The sequence below is a fragment of the Staphylococcus caprae genome (genome assembly GCF_002902725.1).
In the GTDB taxonomy this organism is placed as follows: domain Bacteria; phylum Bacillota; class Bacilli; order Staphylococcales; family Staphylococcaceae; genus Staphylococcus; species Staphylococcus caprae.
Genome location: NZ_PPRT01000037.1, coordinates 1 through 25,849, shown reverse-complemented (window position 1 = coordinate 25,849; position 25,849 = coordinate 1). Strand labels below are relative to the sequence as shown.

Here is a 25,849-nt window from a genome sequence, read left to right as displayed (position 1 = left end):
TGACAAAACCTCCCTTTAATACGTCCGGTAAATATAGTTTGACTTTATTATATATTATCAGATGTATAAAGAGAGGCTATTTTAATATTTATTTTTTAAAATACTTAAAAATGAAGTTTTCTTGTTAAACATTCATACGCTAGCACTTTATTTTAATCATTCAGTATTCCTTTTTCAGCTTAATAATATACACACAAAACATGAATGCACCAAAAAAGAATCCTGAAATCAATCCATGTAGTATATTATTGGTCCAACTAATAGGATCGTTCCAAAAATAATCTAACATTACCGAAAAGAATGCCATGCAACAACCAAAATAAACCATAAATATAATACTGAGTATTGTGTATCGCTTTACTAATTTCTTATATTCTTTTGGTGAATACGCCGCTTCCTCAAAATATCGGTTCTTACTAAAGTTAAATACGATTATCAAATTAAATATAAAGAACGTAGCAAATAAAAGTATCGTTTGTATCGAAATGGTGTGATGATACATATCTATACCTGTAAACACTGCAATTAATATTGCAGTAATTATATAGTATATCCCGAACATGTTTGCCAATTTTTGATTGAGCTCCGATTTTTCTCTTTCATCTTTTTTCGTAGAGGTACTTGTGACCCAATTAAGCATTAAATCATTGAATTTACTCATCTCGTTTCACTCCTCAATATCTTTTCTCAATGTCAAATATATACGACAAGTTCAAATGTGTCAAATATAGCCGACATTTTAATAATTTTAATTTGAGGACACTCATATATATTTATAGTATGATCGCTTTAGAAAGAAATTTTGTAAATAAAGGGGTTATAAAAATATGACACAATTACATCCTTATTTATCATTTGAAAAAGCTAAAGATGCTATTGAATACTATGAAGATGTGTTTGGCGCAACAAATGTGAATAGATTAGCAGTTGGAGAAGAGCAAGCTGAGAACTTTGGTTTAACAAAAGATCAAGCTGATGAAGCGACAATGCATGCTGAATTTGAAATATTAGGTGTTAAAATCTTATGTTCTGATTCTTTTGGTCGCGTGGAAAACATTAATAATGGAATATCATTATTAATTGATTATGATGTTAATGATAAAGACGATGCTGAAAGAGTTGAAAATTTCTACGATAGAATTAAAGATCATGAATCTTTAAATATTGAAATGCCTCTTGCTGAACAATTTTGGGGTGGAACAATGGGAGCATTTACGGATAAATATGGTGTACGTTGGATGCTAAACGGCCAAGATTATTCGAAAATGAATAAATAATAAGTTATTCGAAAAAATAACTCCTAAAATGAAGCATTTAAGACTTCTTTTTAGGAGTTTATTTAATTTGATAGGTCAGTTTTATGTGGTTGCGTTTCCCTAGCAGTCAACTTTCCTCTCTGTATTTTCAACTTCTTTTTTCTCTTCTTATAATCGTTGCAGGACCATAATTCACGATTTCATAAAAATGTTGAATCAATGCTTCTTGTGAAATTCTATTTTCATCTTCAACCCAATGACGTATCAATGATAAACCTGCTCCTGAAACATAACTCATAAAATATGGGAATGGAATATCGCCGATTTTGTCATCGTCGTTGACAACATTATTAAGGTGGCCTGTTAATAATTCATATAGTTTCTCATGCAAATTAGAGTCTTTTCCAATATTAAACATCAGTTTATAAAATTCTAGATGCTTTCCTATACTACTTATTACAAATTCCATTGTTTCTCGTAGCTGATTTTCAGAAAAGGTTTCATTATCAAAATGAGTATTTCCTTTTATAAAACTTCGTATCTCATCAATCTTTTCATTTTCCATTTGATCTAATAAATCATACTTATCTAAATAATGTGTATAGAATGTACTTCTGTTAACATCTGCCATATCTGAAATTTCTTGAATTGTAATATCACCAAAGCTTTTCTTGTTGAGCAATGAAATGAGCGCGTCTTTAATAGCTGTTTGTGTTTTTCTTACTCTTCTATCTTGAGACATCATGTCACCTTCTATTAATTTCTTTCCACAATTATAAGCAATGTGTTGGATTTTAGACAAACTTAAAGAAATGAGGATTGTTATCTATATTCCCTCTTTGTATGATGAAGATGTATTGAAAATGATTCTCAACAAAGGAAGGGGTAAGCTATGAAACAATTATTAGGAAATCCAAATTTAGAAGTGACTCATGTTAACGATGTAAAATCAGGCACTAACCATATTGTTGTAGACAGCGTACAATATGGTAACCAAGAAATGATCATGGAAAAAGATGTCAAAGTTATTATGAAAGATGGCGAAGCGTTATATTTAAATATTTTCAGACCTAACAAAGAAGGACGCTTTCCAGTCGTTATGTCAGCGGACACATATGGGAAAGATAATAAACCTAAAATCACTAATATGGGAGCAAAATGGCCTACATTAGGAAATATAGCGACTTCAAGTTTTACACCAGAAGAATCTCCAGATCCTGGATTTTGGGTACCAAATGATTATGTCGTAGTTAAAGTAGCACTTAGATGAAGCTCTGGTTCAAATGGCGTGTTATCACCTTGGTCAGAACGAGAAGCCAAAGATTATTACGAAGTGATTGAATGGGCTTCACAACAAGAATGGAGCAATGGAAATGTTGGTACAAATGGTGTTTCTTATCTAGCTGTTACTCAATGGTGGGTCGCATCTCTAAATCCACCTCATTTGAAAGCTATGATTCCTTGGGAAGGTTTAAATGATATGTATCGTGAAATTGCATTCCACGGCGGTATTCCAGATACAGGTTTTTATCGCTTTTGGATTCAAGGTATTTTCGCAAGATGGCCAAAAAATCCTAACATAGAAGACTTAATTAAAGCACAAAGTGCGCATCCACTTTTCGATGATTATTGGAAAGCACGCCAAGTTCCTCTATCAAATATACGTATTCCTTTATTAACTTGTGCAAGTTGGTCTACACAAGGATTACACAATCGTGGCTCTTTCGAAGGCTTCAAACAAGCAAGCTCAGTTGATAAATGGTTATATATACATGGACGTAAGGAATGGGAAAGTTACTATGCACGTGAAAATCTAGAAAAACAAAAGTCATTCTTCGATTATTATTTAAAAAAAGAAGACAATGATTGGAAAGATACTCCTCGTGTAACTTATGAAGTTAGAAATCAATTCTATCAAGGCCATTATCGAGAAGCTTCAAATTTCCCTATTCCAAACACACAATATACTTCTCTATATTTAGAAGGAGAAGACATGTCATTAACTCATGAAGTACCAAATCAAACTCACGTTACAAGTTATCATTCTGAAAAAGATACTGACGAATTACGATTTACTCATACCTTTTCAGAAGATACAGAAATCACAGGTAATATGAACTTAAAATTGTGGGTTTCAACTGAAGAAACTAACGATATGGATATCTTTGCAGGAATCAAAAAACTCAATAAACAGGGTGAAGAAGTTCATTTCCCTGACTTTAACCACATTGAAAATGGACAAGTAGCTACAGGTTGGTTAAGAGTATCACACCGAGAACTAGATAAAGACAAATCAACTATTGCACAGCCTTGGCACAAACATGAACAAGAATTAAAAATTAAAAACGGTGAAATTGTACCTATTGAAATTGAGATATTACCTTCAAGCACATATTTCAAAAAAGGAGAATCTATTGTAGTTGTGATTAAAGGGAACGAAATCATTAAAGGCAATAGCTCTCCAGGTTTAAGCACACGTTATGAACATCATGAAACTGTCAATCAAGGTATCCATCATGTTCATACCGGTGGAAACTATGACTCTCAATTGATTATTCCAATCATACCTCAATAATAAAAAGCACTAACTAAGTCATGCTAAGCCAATTTTGAATTACTCAAATTCTAATTGATTTAGTTGCTTATGTTAGTGCTTTTCTTCTAACTATTAGTAACCTGAACCAACTTTTTCGCCATCTTTATCATATTCGGTAACAAGACCATCTTCTGAATCTACAGTAATTTAAATATTTTTATTGATTCACGTTATTTTAATTTAAAATTTAGTGGTATAGCAACATAAAAAGCCCCTAAGACTATTTTGCTAATGAAAATAATCTTAGAGGCATGATAAAGAATCAACTCATTATCGATTTATAATAGGTTAATGATAATAACCACTATTTATATGATCACCATTTATATTACCTTTAGAAATAAATTTTTCTTTAGTAGAAATATAATATATGTAAATTGTTCTTCCTGATTTATCTTTAACATCTATAACAGAGTCACCCCATTTCATATAAGGATGTAACACATAAGAGTGGTTAGAATCAGAGGGAGCACTTTCATCAAATTGTTTTATTATATCTTTTGCTTCCGAAAGTGTTAAATCTGTTTTCTTCTTTTCTTGATTGTCATTTTCTTTATCATCAGATTTTTCCTTATGTTCTTTATCTTCTTTTTTATCTTTGTTTGAGTCATCTGAATCAGTGTCATCATCATCAAACTTATTTATTTCTTCCGGATCGAATGAGAGCGTGATTGTTTTGTATTCTTCAGTTCCTTCAGGTAATTTTACTTGCTCACGATTTGTTTTAATAAGATGCTTACCAACTTTGCCTTCAAGGTGTACGACCACCTTTTCATCTGAAGTATATGGGCCATACGTTTTATATTCTTCTAATTTACCTTTACCTTTATCGTTAATAAATAATCGTATATCTTTCACTTTATAAGTATTATCTGCTTTGATCATAAACCGTTTTTCTTTAAAATTTTCTTTAACGATTGAGCGAGCGGGTGTCATTAATATCGTTAAATTCCCCTTGAATGTTTTATTACCAACTTGCTTTTTAGCTTTAAGCTGGTAATTTCCAAGTGGAAATGTGCCTACATGAGCAGTTTCACTTTTCTTCAAATGAATCGTATGCTTTTTCCCTTCATATTCATAATTAATTTTTCCATCATCTTGTGCATACATATCAATTGAATATTTAGGAATATTAAACTCGTAATGATTAAACAGGCCATAACGCTTACCTTTTTTTAACAACTTGAATAATTGCTAAATTATTAATACTTACAGTGTGTGTTTTCGTCTGCGATGTATTCATTTTATCAAGACTATCTTTCAAATCTTGCGTTAGTTCACTTAGTTTGCCTTCATTTTTCAAAAAGCGAAGATATGCTTGTGCTTCACTATCGTCGAGCTTCTTACCGTCAGAAGTTAATAATTTAGAAAGATGACGAGCGTCTTCTTTTTTAAGTGCATCTGAAATTTGATCAACAGTTTGTTCAGGAGAAAGCTGATGTTTCAGAAAAAAGAAGAGTGCAATCAGTGTTATCGTGATCATAGCGACGAGAATTGAAATAACAATTAACGGTTTATTCGGCTTCTTAAATTGATACCCATCATGATAACGACCCGGAGGATATGGCTGATGAACTTCATGTTTAGGTGCTGTTTGTGTTATATGACCTATTGGCCTACCACATCTCGTACAAACTTTATGACTAGGGTTTAAAGGATTTCCACAGTGTTTACAAAACTTCACTTAAATCACTCTTCCAAATAATTTACTAAAGTTTTGCATTAGGGTACCTTCAATGATATTTTGACCAAAAACTAAAATGATAATTGAAAGTACAAATAATAGAATCAAAATTCCATACAAACTTGAAATTCTTGTATTGTATATTGAACTATATTTCGCAAGCATGAATGCTGGTGATATTGTTAAAAATAAATACATGATGATAATAATCAGCGAAGCAAATTTGTAAGAACTTAACGCAAATAAAAACGCTGAAAGAATTAATAATGCAACTGTGAATGTATTGATTAATACATAGTCTGAAAATACTTTATTGAACTTGACTTCTGGAAGTATCGTTAATCTGACAACTAAATAAGTGATGCCGATGTGAACGGCTAAGATAATAGCTAAGCTCACTATAAATTTAAATACGATACTAGATTTTGACACTTCAAAAAAACCTACTTGGTCTGGAATTAATGCATTAAATAACAAGGCAACTACAGCTAATCCAGCAATGATGAGTATTAAAAGTAATTTAGTACTAAATGTTTGTTCCGTTTTTAAAACTTGATCTGGATGTGTAAATGCACTTATAAAAAATTGCTTCATTTCATAGAATGTATCTTTATTATTACTTTGTGTACCTTGTTCTAACGGCGTTTCAATATGTTCATGCGTATCATTTTGATTGACTACTGACTGATTGATGTTTTGGTGCTGATGGAATGCTTGTTCCTTTGAATTTGTAGTTACTTCTTCAATTTCCTTTGTTACTTGTGTTTGGATTACACTTTGTTCACCTTGTGCCTCTTTATTTGCAGTTTCTGATGTTGTCTTTGTAGTTTCTGCTACGCTCTCAGGGAGCTTTGTGCCACAGTTGCCACAAAAGACGTCTTCTTGTTGATAGTTCTGACCACATTTAGGACAATTCATAGATGTTTGGACCTCCAATATTAAGATAATTTAGATTATATACTATATTTATATTGCTATCTATATAATTTTATATTTATATAATATTTTTAAAGTAATACACGCTTTTTAACATAAAAAACCGAGCTACTCTATAAGTACCTCGGCTAAGAAAAGTCTATAAATTCTATAAAACTATCGTGTTTTCTTTTTCATGAATCATCTCAACGATGTCATTATTTTCATTTAAAACAGCTACTTTAGGTGCATGTGTTTTAATCTCTTCTTCGTTTAATTGTGCATATGTCATTATAATCACAACGTCTCCAACTTCAACTAATCTTGAAGCTGCTCCATTTAAACAAATCTTGCCGCTTCCTCTTTCACCTGCAATAACATATGTTTCAAATCTAGCGCCATTATTATTATTTACTATTGCTACCTTTTCATTAGGTAGAATATCCACTGCTTCTAAAATGTCAGTATCTATCGTAATACTTCCTACATAATTTAAATTCGACTCCGTAACTCTTGCTCTATGAATTTTAGAATTCATCATCGTTCTAATCAATACTTTTCATCTCCAATTATTATATTATCTATTAAGCGCGCTTTTGAAAATTTCACCGCTAATGAAATAAATATTTGCTCATTAATCCATTCCCGTTCGATTAATTCAGGGTAACTATAAATAGCTACTTCGTCTACATGTCCACTCGTATGGTCATTTAAATAAGAAACTATACTTTGAATGATGACGTCACTTTGTCGTTCGCCTTTATCGTACAATTCACGTGCAAGTTGCAAACTTTTACTCAAATGTACAGCTTCACTACGTTCCTCATTTGTTAAATAAACGTTTCGTGAACTTTTAGCTAAACCATCGTCTTCTCTTACAATATCCACACCTACAATTTCAATAGGATGGTTGAAATCTTTAACCATCTTTTCAATAATTGCAAGTTGTTGGGCATCTTTTTTCCCAAAATAAGCAAAGTCAGGACGTACAATATTAAATAATTTATTAACAACTGTAACCACGCCTTCGAAATGACCTGGACGTTGCGCCCCTTCAAGCACCTCAGCCAAACGGCCTACTTCCAAAGTGATATCTAATTGATCTGGATACATCTCTTCAACACTCGGATAAAAAACATAATCAACATCTATCGCTTCTACAGCCGCAACATCTTGATCAATTTGACATGGATAAGCATCAAAGTCTTCATTGGGTCCAAATTGTAATGGGTTAACAAAGACACTAATCACTGTCACATCGTTATCTTCTACTGACATACGCATCATTTTCAAATGGCCTTCATGTAATGCGCCCATTGTTGGCACAAAGCCTATTGTTTGTCCTTGTTGATGATATGACTTAACGATGTTTTGCATTTCTTTAATAGTAGTAACGACTTTAGTCATTGATTTCAACCTCGTCCATAATCTTTTTCTTGTATGTGTGTTGTTCTGAAGGGAATGTTCCATTTTTAACTTCATCATTATATTGTTTCAAACCTTCAATACCTATTGAAAAGTCAGCAAACTGTTTAACAAATTTAGCTTGGCGATCCACACCATAATTCAACATATCGTGATATACCAATACTTGTCCGTCTGTGTCTTTACCGGCACCAATACCAATCACTGGTATAGTAAGTTTCTCACTAATCACTTGAGCTAAGTCACTTGGAATTGCCTCTAAAACGAGTAATACTGCGCCTGCTTCTTCCATTGCCTTGGCATCTTCAATTAACTGAATAGCTGCTTCTTTCGTGCCACCTTGTAATTTGTAGCCCATCACACCGACACTTTGAGGAGTTAGTCCTAAATGAGATACGATTGGAATACCCATACGTGTCGCCTTTTGAATGAAAGAAACAAGATGTGCGCCTTCCACTTTTAGTGCATTCGCTTGCGTTTCTTGGTACAAACGTAAAGCATGCTTTAAGTCGTCTTCAACACTTAAACCTACAGTCCCAATAGGCATGTCAACAACTACAAATGTGTCAGGTGCGCCTCGTCTCACTGCCTTACCGTGATGAATCATATCTTCAATTGTGACTTGAACTGTACTTTCATAACCTAAAACGGTCATGCCAAGTGAATCTCCAACTAATATCATATCGATTTCAGCTTGCTGTACTTGCTTTGCACTCGGAAAATCATAAGCTGTAACCATAGATAATTTCGTTTGCTCGTGTTTCATCTTCATTAATTGACTTAATGTTTTCAATTCATTTCATCCTTTATTTCCTTTATTATTAGCAATAGTATAATGAATTGCACCAAGAAAGGAAAGAATTATCTCATGACAATTGCTATCATAGGTCCTGGCGCCGTTGGAACAACGATTGCTGCCGAATTAAAAGCGATTTTACCAGAAACGAAACTCATTGGTCGTCGAAAGCAATCGATGACTTATTTCCCGGAAAATACTTCTAAAGCGATAACCATTGATGTTAGTTCTTACGATAACATGAATCAAACATTCGATGTCATTATCATTGCTGTTAAAACACATCAACTCGGCACTGTAATTAATCAATTAAAAGCACTCGCACATCCAGATACATTAATTATTTTATCGCAAAATGGTTACGGACAAGTGCAACGTATTCCATACCAACATGTTCATCAAGCAGTCGTCTACATTAGTGGTCAAAAAGTAGCAAATCAGGTTACACATTTTCGAGATTATCGTCTTCACGTCCAAGATACGCCAAAAACACGAGAATTAAAAACACTACTTTCTTCTACTAAAATTGAACTTATTTTAGAAAATAATATCGAACATAAAATTTGGTATAAATTACTAGTTAATCTAGGTATTAATTCAATCACTGCGATTGGTCATCAAACTGCTAAAATTTTACAATTGCCAGAAATAAGTCAACTTTGTCGCAACATTCTTGAAGATGGTCTTAAAGTTGCTCAGTCTGAGGGTATTCATTTTCCAAAGCAAACGGTTGATGACATCATGGCAATTTATAAAGGTTATCCAGACGAGATGGGAACAAGCATGTATTATGACGTCATGAATCAACAACCTTTGGAAGTCGAGGCGATTCAAGGATATATTTATGAACGTGCCCGTTATCATCAACTAGAAACCCCCTATCTCGACTCAGTTTATATATTCTTAAAGTCCTATCATCGTCAATTCACACAAACAGAAAGTGAATAAATAGTTATCAAAGGATAAAAAAATCCCAAAGGCGTTATTGATACGTCTTTGGGAATCGAAAGATTATTCAGCTTCTCTGATTTCATCTGCAACATCTTTATAGTCGATATGCGCTTCTGTAAATGATTTCGCATTCACAGGGAAATGCTGTTCAAATGTTTCAAAGTTTTGGATTTCGACTTTAACATCGTCGACTTCAAAGTCTAGTACATGACCACCATAGTCACGTTCATCACTCGCAAAGTGAATATGGAAACCTGCGGAACCCACACCATGGAATAATTCAGGTGTAAAGAAGCCTACAATTGCACCTTTAATGTCTTCTCTCGTTTCTTCAGGTTGTCTACGTGCTGAGTCAATTAAACGCGTATACGGAGGTTCTTGAGCAGGCATCATACGTACGTGCATTTTCTTAAATTTTCCTGAGATTTTCACTGCAGAAAACATATTTTCGCTTACCATTTGTTCTTTAATTTCCTCAAATATCGCATCTTGGTCTTTATTCGAAGATTGGAATTGGTTATCCGCTTTAAACTGTGTCACAGTGGCATATGGTGTCATTTCATCTCCATTTAACTCAATAAATTCCTTATGTTCATTTGCATGATACGCTTTACCATCTATAAAGATGACCTCACCATTTGAACCAGTAAGCGTGCCAATACCTAAATCTCCATGTTCTAGTAACTCATTGACAGAGGCTGTTCCCTCTAATAAACCTGCCATTAACGTGCCTAACGTGCCGTGTTGATATAATACATTAGTCATTATTCATTTCACTCCTATTAATATTCACTCGTTCTTACACTTTAAGAAACGCAATCTAAAGATTTCAACTTTCTCTTTAGAATGCGTTCTTTTATTTTTGAAAATGATAGTACTATCACATACGTTGTCGAATTAATTTAAAGCATTCGGTAACATGTTTGTAGATAATTTCATATTATCTTCATAGTTCACTGGAATATCGATGACTACGGGACCATCTGTTTCATAACCTTCTTTAATCGCCGCTTCTAATTCTTCTTGATTATAAACACGTAATCCTTTAGCTCCAAATGCTTCAGCATATTTAACGTAATCAACTGGACCAAACTCTACGCCTGAAGAACGTTTATATTTCATTTCTTCTTGGAACTCAACCATGTTGTAGCGTCCATCGTTCCAAATTAATTGAATGATATTTAAGTTTTTACGTACCGCTGTTTCTAAATCTTGGGCTGAGAATAAGAAACCACCGTCACCAGCTACTGAAACGACTTGTGTATTTGGACGAACAAGCGCTGCTGAAATAGCCCAAGGAAGTGCAACACCTAATGTTTGCATACCATTACTAAATAATAAATGTCTTGGATTATAGCTTCTAAATTTACGTGCCATCCAAATGTAATGACTTCCTACGTCAACAGTCACTGTTGTATCATCGCTTAGTACCTTTTGCATCGTTTCAATAATTTCAATTGGATGCATCACACCATCTTTGTGTGTAGCTTTAATACCCGTTGCTTCAATGATTTCAGCTCTTAATTTTTCAAGTTCATCTAAATGGTCTTGATTGATGAATGGTTCATCTACATGATTAGAAATTAATTCAATTGTTCCAGCAATATTTCCAATTAATTCTTTAACTGGTTGCATAAAATTAGTAATTTCTGCTTGTACTTCATCGATATTAATAATCTTAGTGTCTAATTCTTTGTTCCAATTACTTGCTTCATATTCGATTGGATCATAACCAATTGTAACGACTAAATCACTTTTTCTTAATAATTCGTCACCAACTTGGTTTCTGAAAAGACCTACACGTCCGAAGAAATGATTTTCTAATTCTCGACTAATGACACCTGCACCTTGGAATGTTTCAACGACAGGGAGATTTGTTTTTTCAACTAAAAGACGGATAGCTTCCGTTTCTGCTTGGCTTGAACTTCTCATTCCAGCTAAAAGAACTGGGAATTTTGCATTTTTGATTTCATCAATGACTATTTGAACATCTTTTTCAGTTGGGACACCGAGTTGAGGTTGTTGACAAAGCGAAATCGCTTGCGCTTCAACTGGTGCAGAGATAACGTCTTGCGGAATACTAATAAAACTTGCTCCATTTTTGCCTGACGTTGCTGTGCGCATGGCATTTGTCATAACTTCTGATAATGATTCTGGGTCTTGAACTTCTGCGCTGTATTTCGTAGATGATCTTAATAATGATGCATTATCAATACTTTGGTGAGTTAAGCGTAATAAATCGTTACGTTTAACTTGACCACCAATTGCTAACACTGGATCACCTTCAGATGTAGCAGTGAGTAAACCAGTTGTTAAATTACTAACTCCAGGGCCACTTGTTACAAGTGTTACTCCCGGTTTACCTGTTAAGCGTCCGATACCTTGTGCCATCATTGCTGCGTTTTGTTCATGACGTGTAACAATCAATTCTGGACCATCATCTTCTAATGCGTCAAATAAGTAATCTATTTTAGCTCCCGGAATACCGAATACGTATTCAACTCCATTATTTTTTAAAGTATCAATTACCATATCTGCTGCTGAATATTGTTTGTCAGCCATTTATTTTCATATCCTTTCAAAAATTTAATTTCCTAGCTATCCTCTTTTAATTTTAAAACTTTACACTAAATGCTTAATTGATTCATATGTTTCTTCTAATGTGTTCACTGATTGATCAAATAATTGTTTTTCATTATCACTTAAAGGTGTTTCATATACTTTAATTGCCCCATATTGATTAATAAGTGTTGGGACACCTAAATAAACCCCTTTATGTCCATATTCCCCATTTAATTGACTTGACACAGTTAAAACACTATTTTCATTATTTAATAATGCTTTAGAGATTCGTAAAAGTGCTAAAGCAATACCGTAATAAGTAGAGCCTTTAGCTTGGATAATGTCGTAAGCTGCATCTCTTGTATTAACGTATAATTCTTCAGCTTTTGCTTCACTGCCTGTTTGTTCTTTTAAAGTATCAAATACTGAGATACCCGCAACATTAGCTTGTGACCATACAGCCAATTCAGAATCACCATGTTCACCAATAATGCTTGCATGAACGCTAGAAGGTACAACATTTAACTCTTGGCTAATAAGATATCTAAATCTAGCACTATCTAATACTGTTCCTGAACCAATGACGCGTTCTGCTGGTAAACCAGTCACTTCTTTAACATAACGTGTTAAGATATCTACAGGATTCGCTGCGATTAAGAAGAAGCCATCGAAACCACTATCCATCACGCTTGAAACGATACTTTTCATGATTTTTGTATTTTTTTCGACGAGTTGTAAGCGTGTTTCTCCTGGTTTTTGTGGCGCACCAGCTGTAATAACAACTAAATCTGCATCTTTACAATCGCTGTATTCTCCCGCTTTGACTGTAACAGGTGATGCACTATAAAGCGCGCCGTGGTTTAAATCTTTCACGTCAGCTTCTACTTTATCTTTCGCAATATCAATGATGACAAATTCATCTGCTATACCTTGTGTGACCATTGCAAACGCATAGCTAGAACCTACTGATCCATCACCAATTAATACTACTTTTTTACTAAATTTTTTCATTTTAACGAACTCCTTCGAAATAAAGTTACACAATGATGTGCTTAGTTTTATTTTTATAATATTTTCATTAAAATAACTAGAATTTTAATTCTACTTCTTTATATATTCATCATTTCAGTGATAAATTTGTTACAATTTATACAAAATATAGTATTTAGTGACCAACTTCATTACATTTACAATTATAGTACACAATGAAGTATTAATAAAATACATAATAACGATTATTACTATTCTTAAAAGGAATGGTTCATCTATAGAAAAACGTAATCAGTCATATTACATTACGTGTTTAAACAGTGAGGTAACAACATAAAATAAGCTCCTAAAACGAAGTATTCATTCACTTCGTTTTAGGAGCTTTGTATTTTGGAATTTATTATCCAGTTTATATTAAGTCTAAGATTAATAACTCAAACAGATTAAACGTATTCTATTTAATAGGCTCAAGTTGTGATATAAAATCAATCCATTGGCGCGTAACAAAATTCAGGTATGCATCCTTTCTCCAAATCGCACCTAGATGCCAAGAGAGCTCTACATTTTCTAACTGTATAGACGTAACATTATCCCCCATTAAATGTACTAAACTTTCTGGTACGATACTGATACCTATACCTTGTTGAATCATATTGGCAATAAAACTGATTTGTGAGATGTTTGCCACTGTTTTAGGGTAAAAGCCTATGCGTTTACAATTTTCGATAATCTGGTCTTTTAAATAATAATCATCATGGAAGAGTACGAATTCTTCATCTTTCAGTTCAGCTAAGTCGACCTTTTTCAAATGTGCAAGGTGATGATCATTACTTACCACAAGTAGTAATTCCTCATTGTATAAAGGAATTGAATGGAATAGCGTGTGATCGACTGGTAAAGTAGTGATTCCGATATCTACTTCGTCATTGGCAGTTAAATTCTCAACTATTTTACCTCCGCCTTCAATCACTTCATACGTCACATTCGGATATAACTTATGAAACTGGTTGAGGGCATTCGTAAACATTTGCACATTCATCATAGGTGACAGACCTATTTTAATGTGACCTTTTTGAACATTCACCACATCATTCATTTCTAATGATAGCTTTTCAAATAATGCTAAAAATTCTAAACTGTTATCATAAAATGTTTGCCCAATGTCAGTGAGTTTAATTTGTTTCTGAGAACGGTCGAATAAAGTAATATCGTATTCATTTTCAATGTTCTTAATCGCTTTACTTATCGTTGATTGAGCAATATATAAATGTTCAGATGCTTGTGTCATTCCACCTTGGCGAACAACTTCTACGAAATATTTTATTTGTTTAATTTCCATTTATTCTCATCCTTATGCAAATTAATATTACTGTATATTACGTTCTCTGCGATAAATGAGGAAGCTATAAAATATTAAGACACCCAGTAAAATGATTGCAGCAATTAATATGGTATAAATTCCCATAAATTTTTGAAGTAACGCAGATACAATTGCCCCCACAACAAAACTTATTACTATTCTAATGTAAAGTAACGATTTACTCAATTGTACTTTATCTTTATTTATCATATATTCACTTAATGCGACAACGCCTTTTTTTAAATTACCAGTTGAAAATGTATTTGCATAACCTTCGCCTTCGATTTTACTGAAAGCGGTAGTTAGCATGGCCATACTAAATGCGAGTGGCGGAATAATAAATAAATTAGATACTGTACTCGGAGTGAAACCGACAACGATACTACTAATTGTGATTGGAAGTAACGCGATTAAACGCCAATATCTTGTCGCAATTTTAGCATGTAGCAATGAAACAAACATGACGCCAATCATAAAGGAGAGTACTGAAATAATTTTTAAAAGACCACCATCAAGGTTATGATGTGACACTTCAGAAGCTAAAAAGATGATATTCCCCGTTTGTCCAGCTGCTAAAGTTCCACCTCGTTCTAAAAAGGTATAGGCATCTACATATCCACCGACAAACGTCAATGCAATTGCTATTTCTTTAAATTGATAAATATTTTGAGTGAGATATTTATCTAGTGAAATGTCTACCCACCTCTTTTCAATTTTCTTCAAAATTATCATACACCTTTTAAATGCCAATTGTTAATTTATTAGTTTTACACTGTTTAAATGTAATTTGTAAAATATTGGTAAAAATTCCTTTTAAAAAGCTATTCTTATTTTTCAGATATCTGATATAATCAAGTTTATCATTTCGCGATAAGCTTAAGTTTGATTTATTCATCAAATAGACATAAAAAGCTTTAATTTTTCAGAATTTTTAGATAAAAACACATTATTCTGTGCTATGATATAAATTATTAGAAATAGCTCATCATTCATATTGTTAATAAAGCGTTTTTCAAGAATATTAAACAATTTAAATAGCTGTTCGAAATAGATTACTTTTTAATCAGTGGAGGTTCATTATGGCAAGTTTCTTTAACCGGATTACTCGAAAAGAGAATCCAACAATTTATCAAAACAAAGATGGACACCTTAAACGTACGTTGCGTGTGCGTGATTTCCTTGCATTAGGTGTAGGTACCATCGTTTCAACATCAATTTTTACCTTACCTGGGGTGGTAGCTGCAGAGCATGCAGGACCTGCAGTAGCATTATCATTTTTATTAGCAGCTATCGTAGCAGGACTTGTAGCATTCACATATGCTGAAATGGCATCAACTATGCCTTTCGCAGGTTCAGCTTATTCTTGGATTAACGTATTATTTGGCGAACTCTTCGGATGGGTTGCTGGATGGGCTCTCTTAGCAGAATACTTTATTGCAGTTGCTTTCGTAGCATCAGGTTTTTCAGCTAACTTAAGAGGACTTATTGCACCACTTGGAATTAGCTTACCTAAAGCATTATCGAATCCGTTTTGTAGTGATGGTGGCGTCATTGATATTATTGCAGCTGTGGTTATTATCTTGACTGCTTTATTACTTTCTCGTGGTATGAGTGAGGCTGCACGTCTTGAAAATATTTTAGTTATACTTAAAGTGTTAGCGATTATCCTTTTCGTGATTGTTGGTTTAACAGCAATTCATTTCAGCAATTATGTACCATTTATTCCTGAGCATAAAGTCACTGCTTCAGGCAGTCACTTCGGTGGATGGCAAGGTGTATACGCTGGTGTCTCAATGATATTCCTAGCATATATTGGATTTGACTCAATTGCGGCTAACTCTGCAGAGGCAATTAATCCTCAAAAAACGATGCCTAGAGGCATTTTAGGATCTTTAGTTGTCGCAATTGTACTATTTGTAGCTGTAGCCTTAGTATTAGTTGGTATGTTCCACTATTCTAAATATGCTGGTAACGCTGAACCTGTAGGTTGGGCATTACGTCAAAGTGGTCACAGTATCATCGCAGCAGTCGTTCAAGCTATCTCGGTGATCGGTATGTTTACGGCTTTAATAGGTATGATGTTAGCCGGATCTCGTCTATTATATTCATTTGGTCGTGATGGCTTACTCCCTGCATGGTTGAGTCATTTAAATCATAAACATTTACCTAATAGAGCGTTAGTGGTTTTAACAATTATTGGTGTATTAATTGGGTCAATGTTCCCATTCACTTTCTTAGCGCAATTGATTTCTGCAGGTACATTAGTTGCATTTATGTTTGTATCACTTGCAATGTATCGTCTAAGAAAACGTGAAGGTAAAGATTTACCTAAACCAGCTTTTAAATTACCATTATATCCCGTTTTACCTGCGATTACATTTGTGCTCGTATTGCTTGTATTCTGGGGTTTAAGTCATGAAGCTAAATTATATACTTTAATTTGGTTCTTTATAGGTATTGTGATTTATTTACTCTATGGCCTAAAACATTCTAAGAAAAATGAAGAAGAAGAGTATCACGTACCAAAATAATTCATATTATAGAGCTTTGGACATAATTCCCAAAAATAATAGCAGTAAGATGATTTCAATTAAGAATCTTCTTACTGCTAATTTTATATTCAATACTACGTATTTACACGTAATTTTTCATCAATATATAATAAGACGTTTCGATTTCATATACCCCACAATACACTTTTATACTTTTCTATAGCGTTTTAACCCAATAATATTTAAAGCGATAAACACAACTATGAATATTGTGAGTATGAGTAAATCGAACCAAATATGAGTCCATCCTTGTCCTTTTATCATTACGTTTGTTAAACCATTACCAGCATATCGCAATGGGAATAAATATCCTATATTGCTAAGCCAATGGGGCATATTTTCTAAAGGAAATATACCTGAAAAGAATACTTGTGGCACAGCAAATAGTGGAATAAATTGAATCATTTGAAATTCTGAATTAGCAAATGTAGAAATGAAAATCCCCATTGATAAGGCGGTAATGGCTAATAATATATTAATTAAAATAACATATCCTAAACTACCCGCTAAATGAATACTAAGAAGATAAATTGAAAATAACACTATAATCAGTGTTTGAATGATAGCGAAAATTCCGTAACCTATGAGATAACCTAAAACAATTTCCGTACGACGAATAGAAGTAGATAAAACACGTTCTAATGTTCCTGTAGTGCGTTCTCTTAATAATGCAATGCCCGAAATTAAAAATACAAAGAAGAATACAAAGAATCCCATTAAAATTGGAAACATTTTATCAAAATAGTTGCTATTAGAATCGCCATATAAATAATGATTAGATATATCAATATCTTGCTTATTCTTCATTTGCATTGACTTTGGCATTTTTTCAGAAACTTTCTTTACACTACTAAGTCTATCTTTCTGAATTGCTTGGCCAATCATTTGTTTAATCTGATTAGATTTACTAGGATCTTCATTTGTATAAGTCACATGAAGTGTATGACTTTTTTGATATATAAACCCATCTAAATTGTCGTCTTCTATTTTAGATTTAATATCTTTTTGTGTTTTATATTTTTTAATATCTAAATTTGAAGTAGGAAGATGGTTTGTAATATTAGATGACACTGAATGATCTATACCAATTTTCAAGTCTTCTTCATTACCATTAAAGACGAAATACATCAATGTCAATATCAGCATGGGAGCTAAAAACATAAGTGCGAGCGTACGTTTATCACGAAGTAATTCCTTCATAACACGTTTGACTATTGCGAAAAGTTTCAAGATGAACTCACCTCCTCGGCTTTTATAAATACTTCTTCAATCGTATCAGCGTTAAATTTCTTTTTTAGATTTTTAGGAGTATCTAAGGCAAACAATCTACCTTCTATAATTAAACCAACCTTATCACAACGCTCAGCTTCATCCATAACATGAGTGGTTACTACCACACTTTTTCCTTTATCGACTATATTTTTTAATTGTGTCCAAATCTGATTACGTAACTTAGGATCTATCCCTACTGTCGGCTCATCTAATATGATTAAATCGGGTTGACCAAGCAAAGCCATTGCTAAAGATAGTCGGCGTTTCATTCCCCCTGAAAATTGATTAACCTTTTTGTTCAATGTGTTTTCTAAATCAACTAAAGACATATTTTTCTTAATGTTGTCTTCCAATTCTTTACCTTTTAATTCTGAAAGGTGACCAAAGAAGTCTAAGTTTTCATAAGCAGTTAAATTTTCATAAAGTGCATCTGTTTGCCCCATATAACCGATTTTATTTAAAACTTGACGATTAGGTATTTTTTGTTTGAAAATTTCAGCTGAACCAGAATCGAAATTTTCCATACCAAGTAAACATTTTATCGTTGTCGTCTTACCTGAACCACTAGGTCCAATTAAACCAAGAAGTTCTCCTCTATTAATTTCTAAAGTAATACGATTTAACACTTTATGTGTTCCATATGATTTTACCACTTCGTACAAGCTAGCAATGCTTCGATCCATACAAATTGCCTCCTTTGTTGACATAACTTACAGTTTATATATATTTAATGTTAAGAGTTTTATGTAATTATAGTGATAAAAATTATTAAAAAGCGAACACATTTACATTAATTGTTCACTAAAAGGTGGATCATAATGAGAGAAAGAGATATTAGGGATATCCGTGTAACCAAAACTCAAAATCGTATTCGTAATGGAATGATGAGACTTTTAAAAATAAAAACATATGAGACCATAACTGTGAAAGACATTTGTAAAGAAAGCCAAATCAGTAGAACAACATTTTATTCACACTATAATGATAAAGAACATTTTATTTATTCTCATCTAAATGAACTATTAAAAAAAGGAAAAAGAGAATTATTAAAAGAAGAATTTTCCTCACAAACTTATTTTTTTGAAAATGCTATTAAGTTCTGGTCAACAAGTGGGTCTCTTATATTAATATTATTAGGTGATAACAGTGCACATAAGTTGCATCAAGAAATCAAAAAAGTATTACAAAGAAATATAGAAATCAATATCGTACCCATCTTAAATACAAAGTTGTTAACGACAAAAGAAAAGTATTTCTTATTAATTTTTATCAGTAATGCCATTTTCGGAGTAATACAAGATTGGGTTAATAGAGGATGTATAGAGAAACCTAATGAATTAGCAACTATTATGAATAAAATCATTACTAGTGCATTCAAATAAATTGATAACATGATAAAACACAATTACTTATTATCAAGTATTTCTTAAGTATCCAATTGTTATAGATTTAATATACTAAAGCCTCGCTATGACCATTAAATGATGCATAGCGAGGCTTATTACATATTTATTGTTGCTAATTTAACTTATTTTTATTTACTTGAGCTACAATTTCATGATTTGATGATTACCATCCTTGACCTGTAACTTCATATTGATCTAGTTTACCTTGTTGCAAAGCTTGAAGGGCATTTTCAATGGTGTCGAGCGCTTGATCTAGTTGTTCATAAGTAATCACTAGTGGAGGTTGGAATCGTAAAACATTGCCAGCTACAGCAATAATCACAACGCCATGTTTAAAGCAATCATTACATATCTTTAAAGCCGCTTCTGGATCGCGTGTCTTTTCTTTTTTATCAGACACAATATCAATACCTATTGATAAACCTACACCTCGCACGTCTCCTACACTTTCATATTGTTTAACCCACTCATTCATACGCTGACGTACGTAGTTCCCCTTTTCAGTGGAAGCCGTTAATAAATCTTCTTCTTCGATCATTTCAATTGTGGCCAAAGCTGCTTCACAACTTACTGGATTCGCTCCAGTTGTAAATAAATGTGCCGGTGCTTCAAGACTTTCCATGATATCTTTACGGCCTACAATCGCTGACATTGGTAAACCACCTGCTAAGGACTTTCCAAATGTGATGAGGTCTGGGGTGAAATTGTAATGCGATACAGAACTCCATGTGCCAGTACGACCAAGTCCTTGTTGGATATCATCAACAGCAATTAAAATGCCATGTTGGTGGCATAAGTTTTGTAATGCTTCAAAATAACCCGGCACTGGCTCTAACAACCCACCGTCACCTTGAATCGTCTCAACCACGATGCATGCAACTTCCTCAGCTGGCACATACTTTGCAAACATCTCTTTAAGAGGAGCCAAATATTCTTCTACTGTATTAGGTTGCGATTGCTCGAACATCCCTCTATATTTATCAGGAAATGGAATATGATAGAAACCGTTGAGTAATGGTCCGTAATGTTTACGCATGTTTAAACTAATGGCTGACATCGATAATGCACCGAATGTTGAACCATGATAAGCATTCGTAAAATTGATAATATACGGCCGTCCAGTATAAGCACGTGCAAATTTGATAATGCCATCATTAGCATCTGATCCTGATAAACCAAATGCCACTCTTTTCTCATCATCGCCTGGCGCAATGTCGCATAACTTTTTAGATAGACGTACAAGTGGCTCGTGGTACATATAAGCCGGCGTATAGTGCACAAATTTTTCTGCTTGTCTTTTAATCGCGTCAGTCACTTTCTTAGGTGCATGTCCAATATTTTGTGAACTAGCACTTGATAAGAGATCAATATATTCTTTCCCGTCTACATCAACTAATGTGGCACCAAAGCCATGATCAATAGCTAAAGGATAATATTTGATTCGTCCTGATTTCGCGAAATATTCTCCATCTTCATTTATTAGTTTTTCTGCTTTACTCATGATAAATTCACCTTCCCTATGAATTATCATTCATTCTTCATACTGTTTTTAGTCCATCTAAACACTCTCTTTTTATATTTTTATCAGTCTCAAAATGAATTCTTGATATTATGGTAGTAATCAATATACTAATAATTTTCTGATTTGTAAATATTTTCAGAATAATTAAAAAATTAAACTTCTTCATTAATTTAAATTTGAAAACAACTTGATAAGCAACGATGTATAAACATAATGGATACGGGAATTAAAATAAGTAATACAATGATTGGAGGAAATGATATGTGGTTAAGATACGGTTATCACTTACTATGTGCATTCATCATAAGTGCACTTCTATTAATCACTACGATGGTGATGGATGTCCTTTTACAATCAACACATTTAACACAGTTATTGCTTAATATTGATTTTCTTGTAAATCCCAAAAACGTACCTACCATTGTCGAAGGTCTGATTCATCTATGTATTGGGCTTACAATTTATGTCGTATTTTTAATCATTTATCAATATTCAAAGTCACTTTACTATTTAGCATACTTTCCTTTAATAGTTATTTTTATTATTATGTACCCTTTTTTAATCGCTATAGCACAACGTTCATTCTTTACATTTAGCTGGCCTGAATACTTCTGGTGGATGGTTGCTCATATTATTTTCATGGTATTGATGGCGATTTGTATTCCTACGATTTCAAATAAACATTTATGAGTTTATATTAACTTTTTTAACTTACCTTAAAGTTTCGATGTGGTTTCATTTAAAGCGGTATGATTATTCGATTCAGGTGGTACACTAAAAGCGTAGAAAACATTCTATCAAATTCTAAATTCTCTAATTCGAAAAGGGGTTATCATTGTGAACAAGATTGTTCTTCTTGCATCAACTGTTTTAACAAGTACAGTATTATTTTCCACTGTAAATATTTCTGAAGCAAAAGCGGATGAAGTAACTGTAAATAATGCAAAACATGTAGCACAACAAGCTATGAAAAACAGCGGTGGCAATCCCTACTTACAGAATTTCAAAACTGTCAAAGACAAAGGAGATTACTACAAAATCGACATTAGTAATAAATCTGGCGCAGGTGTAGGCACTTATAAAGTCTACAAAAATGGAGAAGTTCAATATAAAAGTGGAAACTATGGTGAGTATAGTACTTTAAATAATAAAGATTGTTATACAGGACAAGGTATTACAACTAAAACTTATAAAGAAACACATCATGCGACAAACACTGACACATCAGTAGACTCTGCTAGAGAACTTAACGCGTTCTACGTTGGAAATGTGCAGTCTTCTGATCTACCGGAGCAATCGAAACAGACGCTTCCAGAAAGTGGTAATGATCACAGTAATCGAAGCACAGAAGTCGTAGCTACTGCCTCACTACTCGCAGGTGGGTTATTGATCGCTAGACGTAAATCTTTACTCAAAACTTCATAATCGAACAACCTTAATTACTTTTATAACTGGTCGAAAGATAGTGAGGAATCGCTATTGTTTCGGCCTTTTTTTATGACGATTTTTTGAAAAATAACTTTGAAACAAGTAACAAATGAATAAACAAGGCTTTAAAGGGAAAATAAAGTATTGTAAACACTAAATTAAATTTATGCATATTAATTGTAAATAGATATACATTCTTTAAGGAGGAGTTAGATTATGAAATATGTAGTTGTTGGTACGTCACATGCAGGTTATGAAGCCATTGAAACCCTTTTAAAAGAAGATTCAAGTGCTGAAATCGAAGTATTTGAAAGTGGCGATAAACCTTCATTCCTATCCTGTGGAATTCAAAGTTATTTAGAAAATGTTTCTCCTTCACTTGATTCATTACACTATGCTTCAACATCTTCTTATGAAGAACAAGGTGTGAACATTCATACTAATAGTACTGTGACTGACTTAGACACTGATAAAAAAGTGATTACCGTAGAACAAAACGGACAATCTAAAGAAGTGTCATATGATAAATTGTTCTTAAGTCCAGGTGGCAAACCTGTCACACCTCCTGTTGACGGTATAGATCAATATAATAACGTCTTATTTATGCGAGGTCGTGAATGGGCAGATCAAATTAAACAACGTATGCCACAAGCTAAAAAAGCAGTTGTTGTAGGCGGTGGCTACATTGGTATTGAAGCTGCTGAAGCCTTTGCTAAAGCAGGTATTGAAACAACAATTGTTGATATTGCAGATAGAATTTTAAACACTTACCTTGATAAAGAATTCACTGATATTTTAGAAGAAAATTCTAAACAACATGGTCTTTATTTCAAAGGTGGCGAAACCGTTCAATCACTTTCAGGTGACAACGATGGTAATGTGACAAAAGTTGTGACAGATAAAGCTGAATACGAAGCAGATACCGTATTATTCGCAGTGGGGGTTGAACCTGCTACAGAATGGTTAGATGGCAAAATTGATTTAGGTAAAAAAGGTATTATCAATATCGATCATCAACAACAAACATCTGCTAAAGATGTATACGCAGGTGGTGACGCAACGCTTGTACCATTTGCACCAGTTAATGAGGATCGTTATATCGCGCTCGCAACCAATTCTCGTCGTCAAGGCGTTGTTGCAGCGAAAAACATGACTGGTAACGATATGACAATGCCTAGAGTATCCGGTACTTCTGGATTACAATTATTTGATTATAAATTCGGACAAACAGGTGTCCATGGTACTGAAGCGGATAGTTATGATGGTAATCTAGGTCAGAAATATGTAGAAGAACTTATTCATCCTAAATTTATGCAAGATGATACAAAAGTTCATATGAAAATCATTTACGATGAAGATAGTCATAAAATTTTAGGTGGACAAGTGATGTCTACTGAAGATGTAACAGCTTCTATCAATACAATTTCTATTGCGATATCAGCTGGTTTCACTTTAGAACAATTTGCTGTACAAGATTTCTTCTTCCAACCTGATTATGACCGTCCTTGGAACTATCTCAATGTATTAGCGCAACAAGCATTGGGCGATACGTTCGGAAGCGACAAAATGTTATTCTAATTCATTTGAATAAGTAATAAATGCTCAGTAAGGCGTACGCTATCGTCGTCTTACTGGGTTTTTTAATGTTAAAAATCATCTTAGCGTCTAATATAGAATGACACTAAGATGATTGAAATATATATTAATTGCTTTGATTTTGATTATCTTCTTTTGAGTCTTTATGCTTTTGCTTTTTTTCACCTTCGTCTTTAATTTTTTCTTTTTTAGGGTGATAATTAGGTCCATTTGTATAGTCATTAGCTGCATTCCAAATTAAGAACTCATTGATACCATTATCTTTAAGCGCTTGAACTTCATCTGAAATGGCTTGTGCGTCATATTCCTTATATTTACCTTCACCTAAATAAGAGGCAGTAAAATCTTGGATCCACGGTCTTGATTTCGGTTTATCGTTACCTAATTTATTTAAAATACTATTTTCACGTTGAACGTAACGATTCACTGTTTTATAAGGTTCTGTATCTGGTGCTTTTAACCCAAAGTCTCCCGGACTCCAATGAGATGGATAAATCATCGAAGATATCGCATCTACATTTTTAGAGATTTTAGGGAAACTTTGTCCAATTCCTGGAGCATTTTTAACTAATGCTGAATATCCGAAGACATCTGCAGAAATTTTAACATGATATGGTTTCAATTCTTTATGTGCATATTCCAAGTATTTAGTTACAGTATCTACACGTTGGTCTCCAGAACTTAACTTACTATTTTGATAGTCGCCTTTATCATATTCTAAGTTGCTTGCCTCATTTTCAAAGCCTTCAGGGAATCGAACATAGTCGTATTGAATGTCACGGAACCCAGCCTTTGCTGCAGCCTTAGAAATTGCCACATTATATTTCCAAACATCTTTTACAAACGGATTAACAAAGCTATCGCCTTTGCCATTCTCCCAAACTGACCCATCTTTATCTTTAAATGACCATTCAGGGTGTTCCTTAGCCAATTTAGTATCTTGGAAGGTAACAATACGTGCGATTGGATAAATATTGTTTTTCTTCAATTTCTTTAAAAGTGGCTTTGCTTCAGCAAGATCCATTTCGTTTTTATCTATGAGTTTATTTCCAGTGTGGAACTTCATTGTGATGTTACCAGCATCATCTTTAACGTCTATAACCATTGAATTTAGTTTAGAATCTTTAATATATTGAATCAGTTCATCCACTTTCTCATCTTTAGTAGAACCACTCGCCACATAAATGCCTTTTACACCATCTTTAGGATATTGAACCGCATTGTCACTTTGTTTCTTACTAGATTGTTTAGTTGATTGTTTATCCCCTTTGTCTTCATCGTTCGTTTTATTGTCTTGTCCTTCATCATGACTGCAAGCTGATAATAGTAATGCACTTGTAGCAAAAACAGCTAGAACTTTCTTTTTATTCATACCCTGTTGTCTCCCAAACACACAAAATATAAATTTGAATTTATTACTATTAAATTTACTAAAATGCGTAATTAAGTAATATATTTATATTATTAATGATTATTTATAAACATAGAATAACATACTATTTTGAAAATTGAATTAAAACGTGTGTACGGCTCTCAAT

The 25,849-nt window shown here is 33.3% G+C and carries 24 protein-coding genes and 1 pseudogene; 8 read left to right on the top strand and 17 right to left on the bottom strand.

Going from position 1 to position 25,849, the window contains the following annotated elements; all coding sequences use genetic code 11:
* Positions 1 to 160 precede the first annotated feature (160 nt).
* Positions 161 to 661 carry a hypothetical protein gene (locus CD155_RS07990; protein WP_002444414.1) on the bottom strand — a complete coding sequence of 167 codons (501 nt, stop codon included), beginning with the start codon at positions 659 to 661 and terminating at the stop codon, positions 161 to 163.
* 166 nt (positions 662 to 827) lie between these two features.
* Here CD155_RS07990 and CD155_RS07985 point away from each other — a divergent pair, with 166 nt between their 5' ends.
* Entirely contained in the window at positions 828 to 1,277 is a 450-nt protein-coding gene (locus CD155_RS07985) for a VOC family protein (RefSeq protein WP_002444416.1), read from the top strand.
* A gap of 127 nt (positions 1,278 to 1,404) precedes the next feature.
* Here CD155_RS07985 and CD155_RS07980 read toward each other — a convergent pair whose 3' ends face one another.
* Positions 1,405 to 1,998, bottom strand: a complete 594-nt coding sequence (locus CD155_RS07980) for a TetR/AcrR family transcriptional regulator (RefSeq protein WP_070871686.1) — start codon at positions 1,996 to 1,998, stop codon at positions 1,405 to 1,407.
* Positions 1,999 to 2,148: 150 nt separating this feature from the next.
* On the opposite strand from CD155_RS07980, the pseudogene CD155_RS07975 reads away from it, so the two are divergent.
* A pseudogene (locus CD155_RS07975) lies at positions 2,149 to 3,831 on the top strand (CocE/NonD family hydrolase).
* Between the two features lie 309 nt (positions 3,832 to 4,140).
* Here the strand turns inward: CD155_RS07975 and CD155_RS13120 are convergent.
* The 6 genes from CD155_RS13120 to panB form a co-directional block, all read right to left on the bottom strand.
* Entirely contained in the window at positions 4,141 to 5,034 is an 894-nt protein-coding gene (locus CD155_RS13120) for a TcaA 3rd/4th domain-containing protein (protein WP_256605039.1), read from the bottom strand.
* Positions 5,018 to 5,536, bottom strand: coding sequence for a TcaA second domain-containing protein (locus tag CD155_RS13115; RefSeq protein ID WP_256605038.1), 519 nt, complete (start codon positions 5,534 to 5,536; stop codon positions 5,018 to 5,020). Before CD155_RS13115 ends, CD155_RS13120 begins: the two co-directional genes overlap by 17 nt.
* Positions 5,537 to 6,454 carry a zinc ribbon domain-containing protein gene (locus tag CD155_RS07965; protein WP_103213013.1) on the bottom strand — a complete coding sequence of 306 codons (918 nt, stop codon included), beginning with the start codon at positions 6,452 to 6,454 and terminating at the stop codon, positions 5,537 to 5,539.
* A gap of 166 nt (positions 6,455 to 6,620) precedes the next feature.
* Complete coding sequence (gene panD, locus CD155_RS07960; protein ID WP_070871682.1) at positions 6,621 to 7,004, bottom strand: aspartate 1-decarboxylase; 384 nt, start codon at positions 7,002 to 7,004, stop codon at positions 6,621 to 6,623.
* Positions 7,001 to 7,858, bottom strand: a complete 858-nt coding sequence (gene panC, locus CD155_RS07955; RefSeq protein WP_103213012.1) for a pantoate--beta-alanine ligase — start codon at positions 7,856 to 7,858, stop codon at positions 7,001 to 7,003. Before panC ends, panD begins: the two co-directional genes overlap by 4 nt.
* Positions 7,851 to 8,669: a 3-methyl-2-oxobutanoate hydroxymethyltransferase gene (gene panB, locus CD155_RS07950; protein WP_103213011.1), complete on the bottom strand. Its 819-nt coding sequence runs from the start codon at positions 8,667 to 8,669 to the stop codon at positions 7,851 to 7,853. Before panB ends, panC begins: the two co-directional genes overlap by 8 nt.
* 75 nt (positions 8,670 to 8,744) lie before the next feature.
* On the opposite strand from panB, the gene CD155_RS07945 reads away from it, so the two are divergent.
* Positions 8,745 to 9,620: an oxidoreductase gene (locus CD155_RS07945; RefSeq protein ID WP_172605802.1), complete on the top strand. Its 876-nt coding sequence runs from the start codon at positions 8,745 to 8,747 to the stop codon at positions 9,618 to 9,620.
* Positions 9,621 to 9,683: 63 nt separating this feature from the next.
* Here CD155_RS07945 and budA read toward each other — a convergent pair whose 3' ends face one another.
* From budA to CD155_RS07920, 5 genes are all read right to left on the bottom strand, one after another.
* Positions 9,684 to 10,388, bottom strand: coding sequence for an acetolactate decarboxylase (gene budA / locus CD155_RS07940; RefSeq protein ID WP_002444431.1), 705 nt, complete (start codon positions 10,386 to 10,388; stop codon positions 9,684 to 9,686).
* Between the two features lie 132 nt (positions 10,389 to 10,520).
* On the bottom strand, positions 10,521 to 12,185 hold the full coding sequence (gene alsS, locus CD155_RS07935) for an acetolactate synthase AlsS (protein ID WP_103213009.1): 1,665 nt from the start codon (positions 12,183 to 12,185) through the stop codon (positions 10,521 to 10,523).
* A 60-nt stretch (positions 12,186 to 12,245) separates the two neighbouring features.
* On the bottom strand, positions 12,246 to 13,196 hold the full coding sequence (locus tag CD155_RS07930) for an L-lactate dehydrogenase (protein ID WP_103213008.1): 951 nt from the start codon (positions 13,194 to 13,196) through the stop codon (positions 12,246 to 12,248).
* A 433-nt stretch (positions 13,197 to 13,629) separates the two neighbouring features.
* Complete coding sequence (gene cidR / locus CD155_RS07925) at positions 13,630 to 14,514, bottom strand: cidABC operon transcriptional activator CidR (protein WP_002444436.1); 885 nt, start codon at positions 14,512 to 14,514, stop codon at positions 13,630 to 13,632.
* A 27-nt stretch (positions 14,515 to 14,541) separates the two neighbouring features.
* Positions 14,542 to 15,267: a YoaK family protein gene (locus CD155_RS07920; protein WP_103213007.1), complete on the bottom strand. Its 726-nt coding sequence runs from the start codon at positions 15,265 to 15,267 to the stop codon at positions 14,542 to 14,544.
* Between the two features lie 347 nt (positions 15,268 to 15,614).
* Here CD155_RS07920 and CD155_RS07915 point away from each other — a divergent pair, with 347 nt between their 5' ends.
* Complete coding sequence (locus CD155_RS07915; protein WP_103213006.1) at positions 15,615 to 17,066, top strand: APC family permease; 1,452 nt, start codon at positions 15,615 to 15,617, stop codon at positions 17,064 to 17,066.
* Positions 17,067 to 17,234: 168 nt separating this feature from the next.
* Here CD155_RS07915 and CD155_RS07910 read toward each other — a convergent pair whose 3' ends face one another.
* The gene (locus tag CD155_RS07910) at positions 17,235 to 18,317 is read right to left on the bottom strand and encodes an ABC transporter permease (RefSeq protein WP_103213005.1); all 1,083 of its coding nucleotides are present in this window, start codon (positions 18,315 to 18,317) and stop codon (positions 17,235 to 17,237) included.
* Positions 18,314 to 19,042, bottom strand: a complete 729-nt coding sequence (locus CD155_RS07905) for an ABC transporter ATP-binding protein (RefSeq protein WP_037541695.1) — start codon at positions 19,040 to 19,042, stop codon at positions 18,314 to 18,316. The genes CD155_RS07910 and CD155_RS07905 overlap by 4 nt, the downstream gene beginning before the upstream one ends.
* A gap of 135 nt (positions 19,043 to 19,177) precedes the next feature.
* On the opposite strand from CD155_RS07905, the gene CD155_RS07900 reads away from it, so the two are divergent.
* Positions 19,178 to 19,741 carry a TetR/AcrR family transcriptional regulator gene (locus tag CD155_RS07900; RefSeq protein ID WP_002444447.1) on the top strand — a complete coding sequence of 188 codons (564 nt, stop codon included), beginning with the start codon at positions 19,178 to 19,180 and terminating at the stop codon, positions 19,739 to 19,741.
* A gap of 187 nt (positions 19,742 to 19,928) precedes the next feature.
* Here CD155_RS07900 and CD155_RS07895 read toward each other — a convergent pair whose 3' ends face one another.
* Positions 19,929 to 21,266 (bottom strand): aspartate aminotransferase family protein, encoded by a 1,338-nt coding sequence (locus CD155_RS07895; protein WP_103213004.1) that lies wholly within the window; start codon positions 21,264 to 21,266, stop codon positions 19,929 to 19,931.
* A gap of 282 nt (positions 21,267 to 21,548) precedes the next feature.
* On the opposite strand from CD155_RS07895, the gene CD155_RS07890 reads away from it, so the two are divergent.
* The 3 genes from CD155_RS07890 to CD155_RS07880 all read left to right on the top strand — a co-directional run bounded on the left by CD155_RS07890 (position 21,549) and on the right by CD155_RS07880 (position 24,293).
* Positions 21,549 to 21,977 carry a hypothetical protein gene (locus tag CD155_RS07890; RefSeq protein ID WP_103213003.1) on the top strand — a complete coding sequence of 143 codons (429 nt, stop codon included), beginning with the start codon at positions 21,549 to 21,551 and terminating at the stop codon, positions 21,975 to 21,977.
* 147 nt (positions 21,978 to 22,124) lie between these two features.
* Positions 22,125 to 22,712 carry a cell surface protein gene (locus CD155_RS07885; RefSeq protein ID WP_103213002.1) on the top strand — a complete coding sequence of 196 codons (588 nt, stop codon included), beginning with the start codon at positions 22,125 to 22,127 and terminating at the stop codon, positions 22,710 to 22,712.
* Between the two features lie 219 nt (positions 22,713 to 22,931).
* Positions 22,932 to 24,293, top strand: a complete 1,362-nt coding sequence (locus CD155_RS07880; protein WP_103213001.1) for an FAD-dependent oxidoreductase — start codon at positions 22,932 to 22,934, stop codon at positions 24,291 to 24,293.
* A 124-nt stretch (positions 24,294 to 24,417) separates the two neighbouring features.
* On the opposite strand, the gene CD155_RS07875 is transcribed toward CD155_RS07880, so the two are convergent.
* Positions 24,418 to 25,683: a putative glycoside hydrolase gene (locus tag CD155_RS07875; protein WP_103213000.1), complete on the bottom strand. Its 1,266-nt coding sequence runs from the start codon at positions 25,681 to 25,683 to the stop codon at positions 24,418 to 24,420.
* Between the last annotated feature and the right edge of the window lie 166 nt (positions 25,684 to 25,849).

What these genes read in the sequence shown, in the direction of transcription:
- alsS (WP_103213009.1), bottom strand. Translation starts at nt 12,185, where the DNA reads ATGGCTGACAAACAATATTCAGCAGCAGATATGGTAATTGATACTTTA.
- CD155_RS07905 (WP_037541695.1), bottom strand. Translation starts at nt 19,042, where the DNA reads ATGGATCGAAGCATTGCTAGCTTGTACGAAGTGGTAAAATCATATGGA.
- CD155_RS07890 (WP_103213003.1), top strand. Translation starts at nt 21,549, where the DNA reads ATGTGGTTAAGATACGGTTATCACTTACTATGTGCATTCATCATAAGT.
- CD155_RS07990 (WP_002444414.1), bottom strand. Translation starts at nt 661, where the DNA reads ATGAGTAAATTCAATGATTTAATGCTTAATTGGGTCACAAGTACCTCT.
- CD155_RS07875 (WP_103213000.1), bottom strand. Translation starts at nt 25,683, where the DNA reads ATGAATAAAAAGAAAGTTCTAGCTGTTTTTGCTACAAGTGCATTACTA.
- CD155_RS07915 (WP_103213006.1), top strand. Translation starts at nt 15,615, where the DNA reads ATGGCAAGTTTCTTTAACCGGATTACTCGAAAAGAGAATCCAACAATT.
- CD155_RS07900 (WP_002444447.1), top strand. Translation starts at nt 19,178, where the DNA reads ATGAGAGAAAGAGATATTAGGGATATCCGTGTAACCAAAACTCAAAAT.
- CD155_RS07920 (WP_103213007.1), bottom strand. Translation starts at nt 15,267, where the DNA reads ATGATAATTTTGAAGAAAATTGAAAAGAGGTGGGTAGACATTTCACTA.
- CD155_RS07880 (WP_103213001.1), top strand. Translation starts at nt 22,932, where the DNA reads ATGAAATATGTAGTTGTTGGTACGTCACATGCAGGTTATGAAGCCATT.
- cidR (WP_002444436.1), bottom strand. Translation starts at nt 14,514, where the DNA reads ATGGAAATTAAACAAATAAAATATTTCGTAGAAGTTGTTCGCCAAGGT.
- CD155_RS07965 (WP_103213013.1), bottom strand. Translation starts at nt 6,454, where the DNA reads ATGAATTGTCCTAAATGTGGTCAGAACTATCAACAAGAAGACGTCTTT.
- CD155_RS07985 (WP_002444416.1), top strand. Translation starts at nt 828, where the DNA reads ATGACACAATTACATCCTTATTTATCATTTGAAAAAGCTAAAGATGCT.
- CD155_RS07930 (WP_103213008.1), bottom strand. Translation starts at nt 13,196, where the DNA reads ATGAAAAAATTTAGTAAAAAAGTAGTATTAATTGGTGATGGATCAGTA.
- budA (WP_002444431.1), bottom strand. Translation starts at nt 10,388, where the DNA reads ATGACTAATGTATTATATCAACACGGCACGTTAGGCACGTTAATGGCA.
- CD155_RS07980 (WP_070871686.1), bottom strand. Translation starts at nt 1,998, where the DNA reads ATGTCTCAAGATAGAAGAGTAAGAAAAACACAAACAGCTATTAAAGAC.
- panC (WP_103213012.1), bottom strand. Translation starts at nt 7,858, where the DNA reads ATGACTAAAGTCGTTACTACTATTAAAGAAATGCAAAACATCGTTAAG.
- CD155_RS07945 (WP_172605802.1), top strand. Translation starts at nt 8,745, where the DNA reads ATGACAATTGCTATCATAGGTCCTGGCGCCGTTGGAACAACGATTGCT.
- CD155_RS07895 (WP_103213004.1), bottom strand. Translation starts at nt 21,266, where the DNA reads ATGAGTAAAGCAGAAAAACTAATAAATGAAGATGGAGAATATTTCGCG.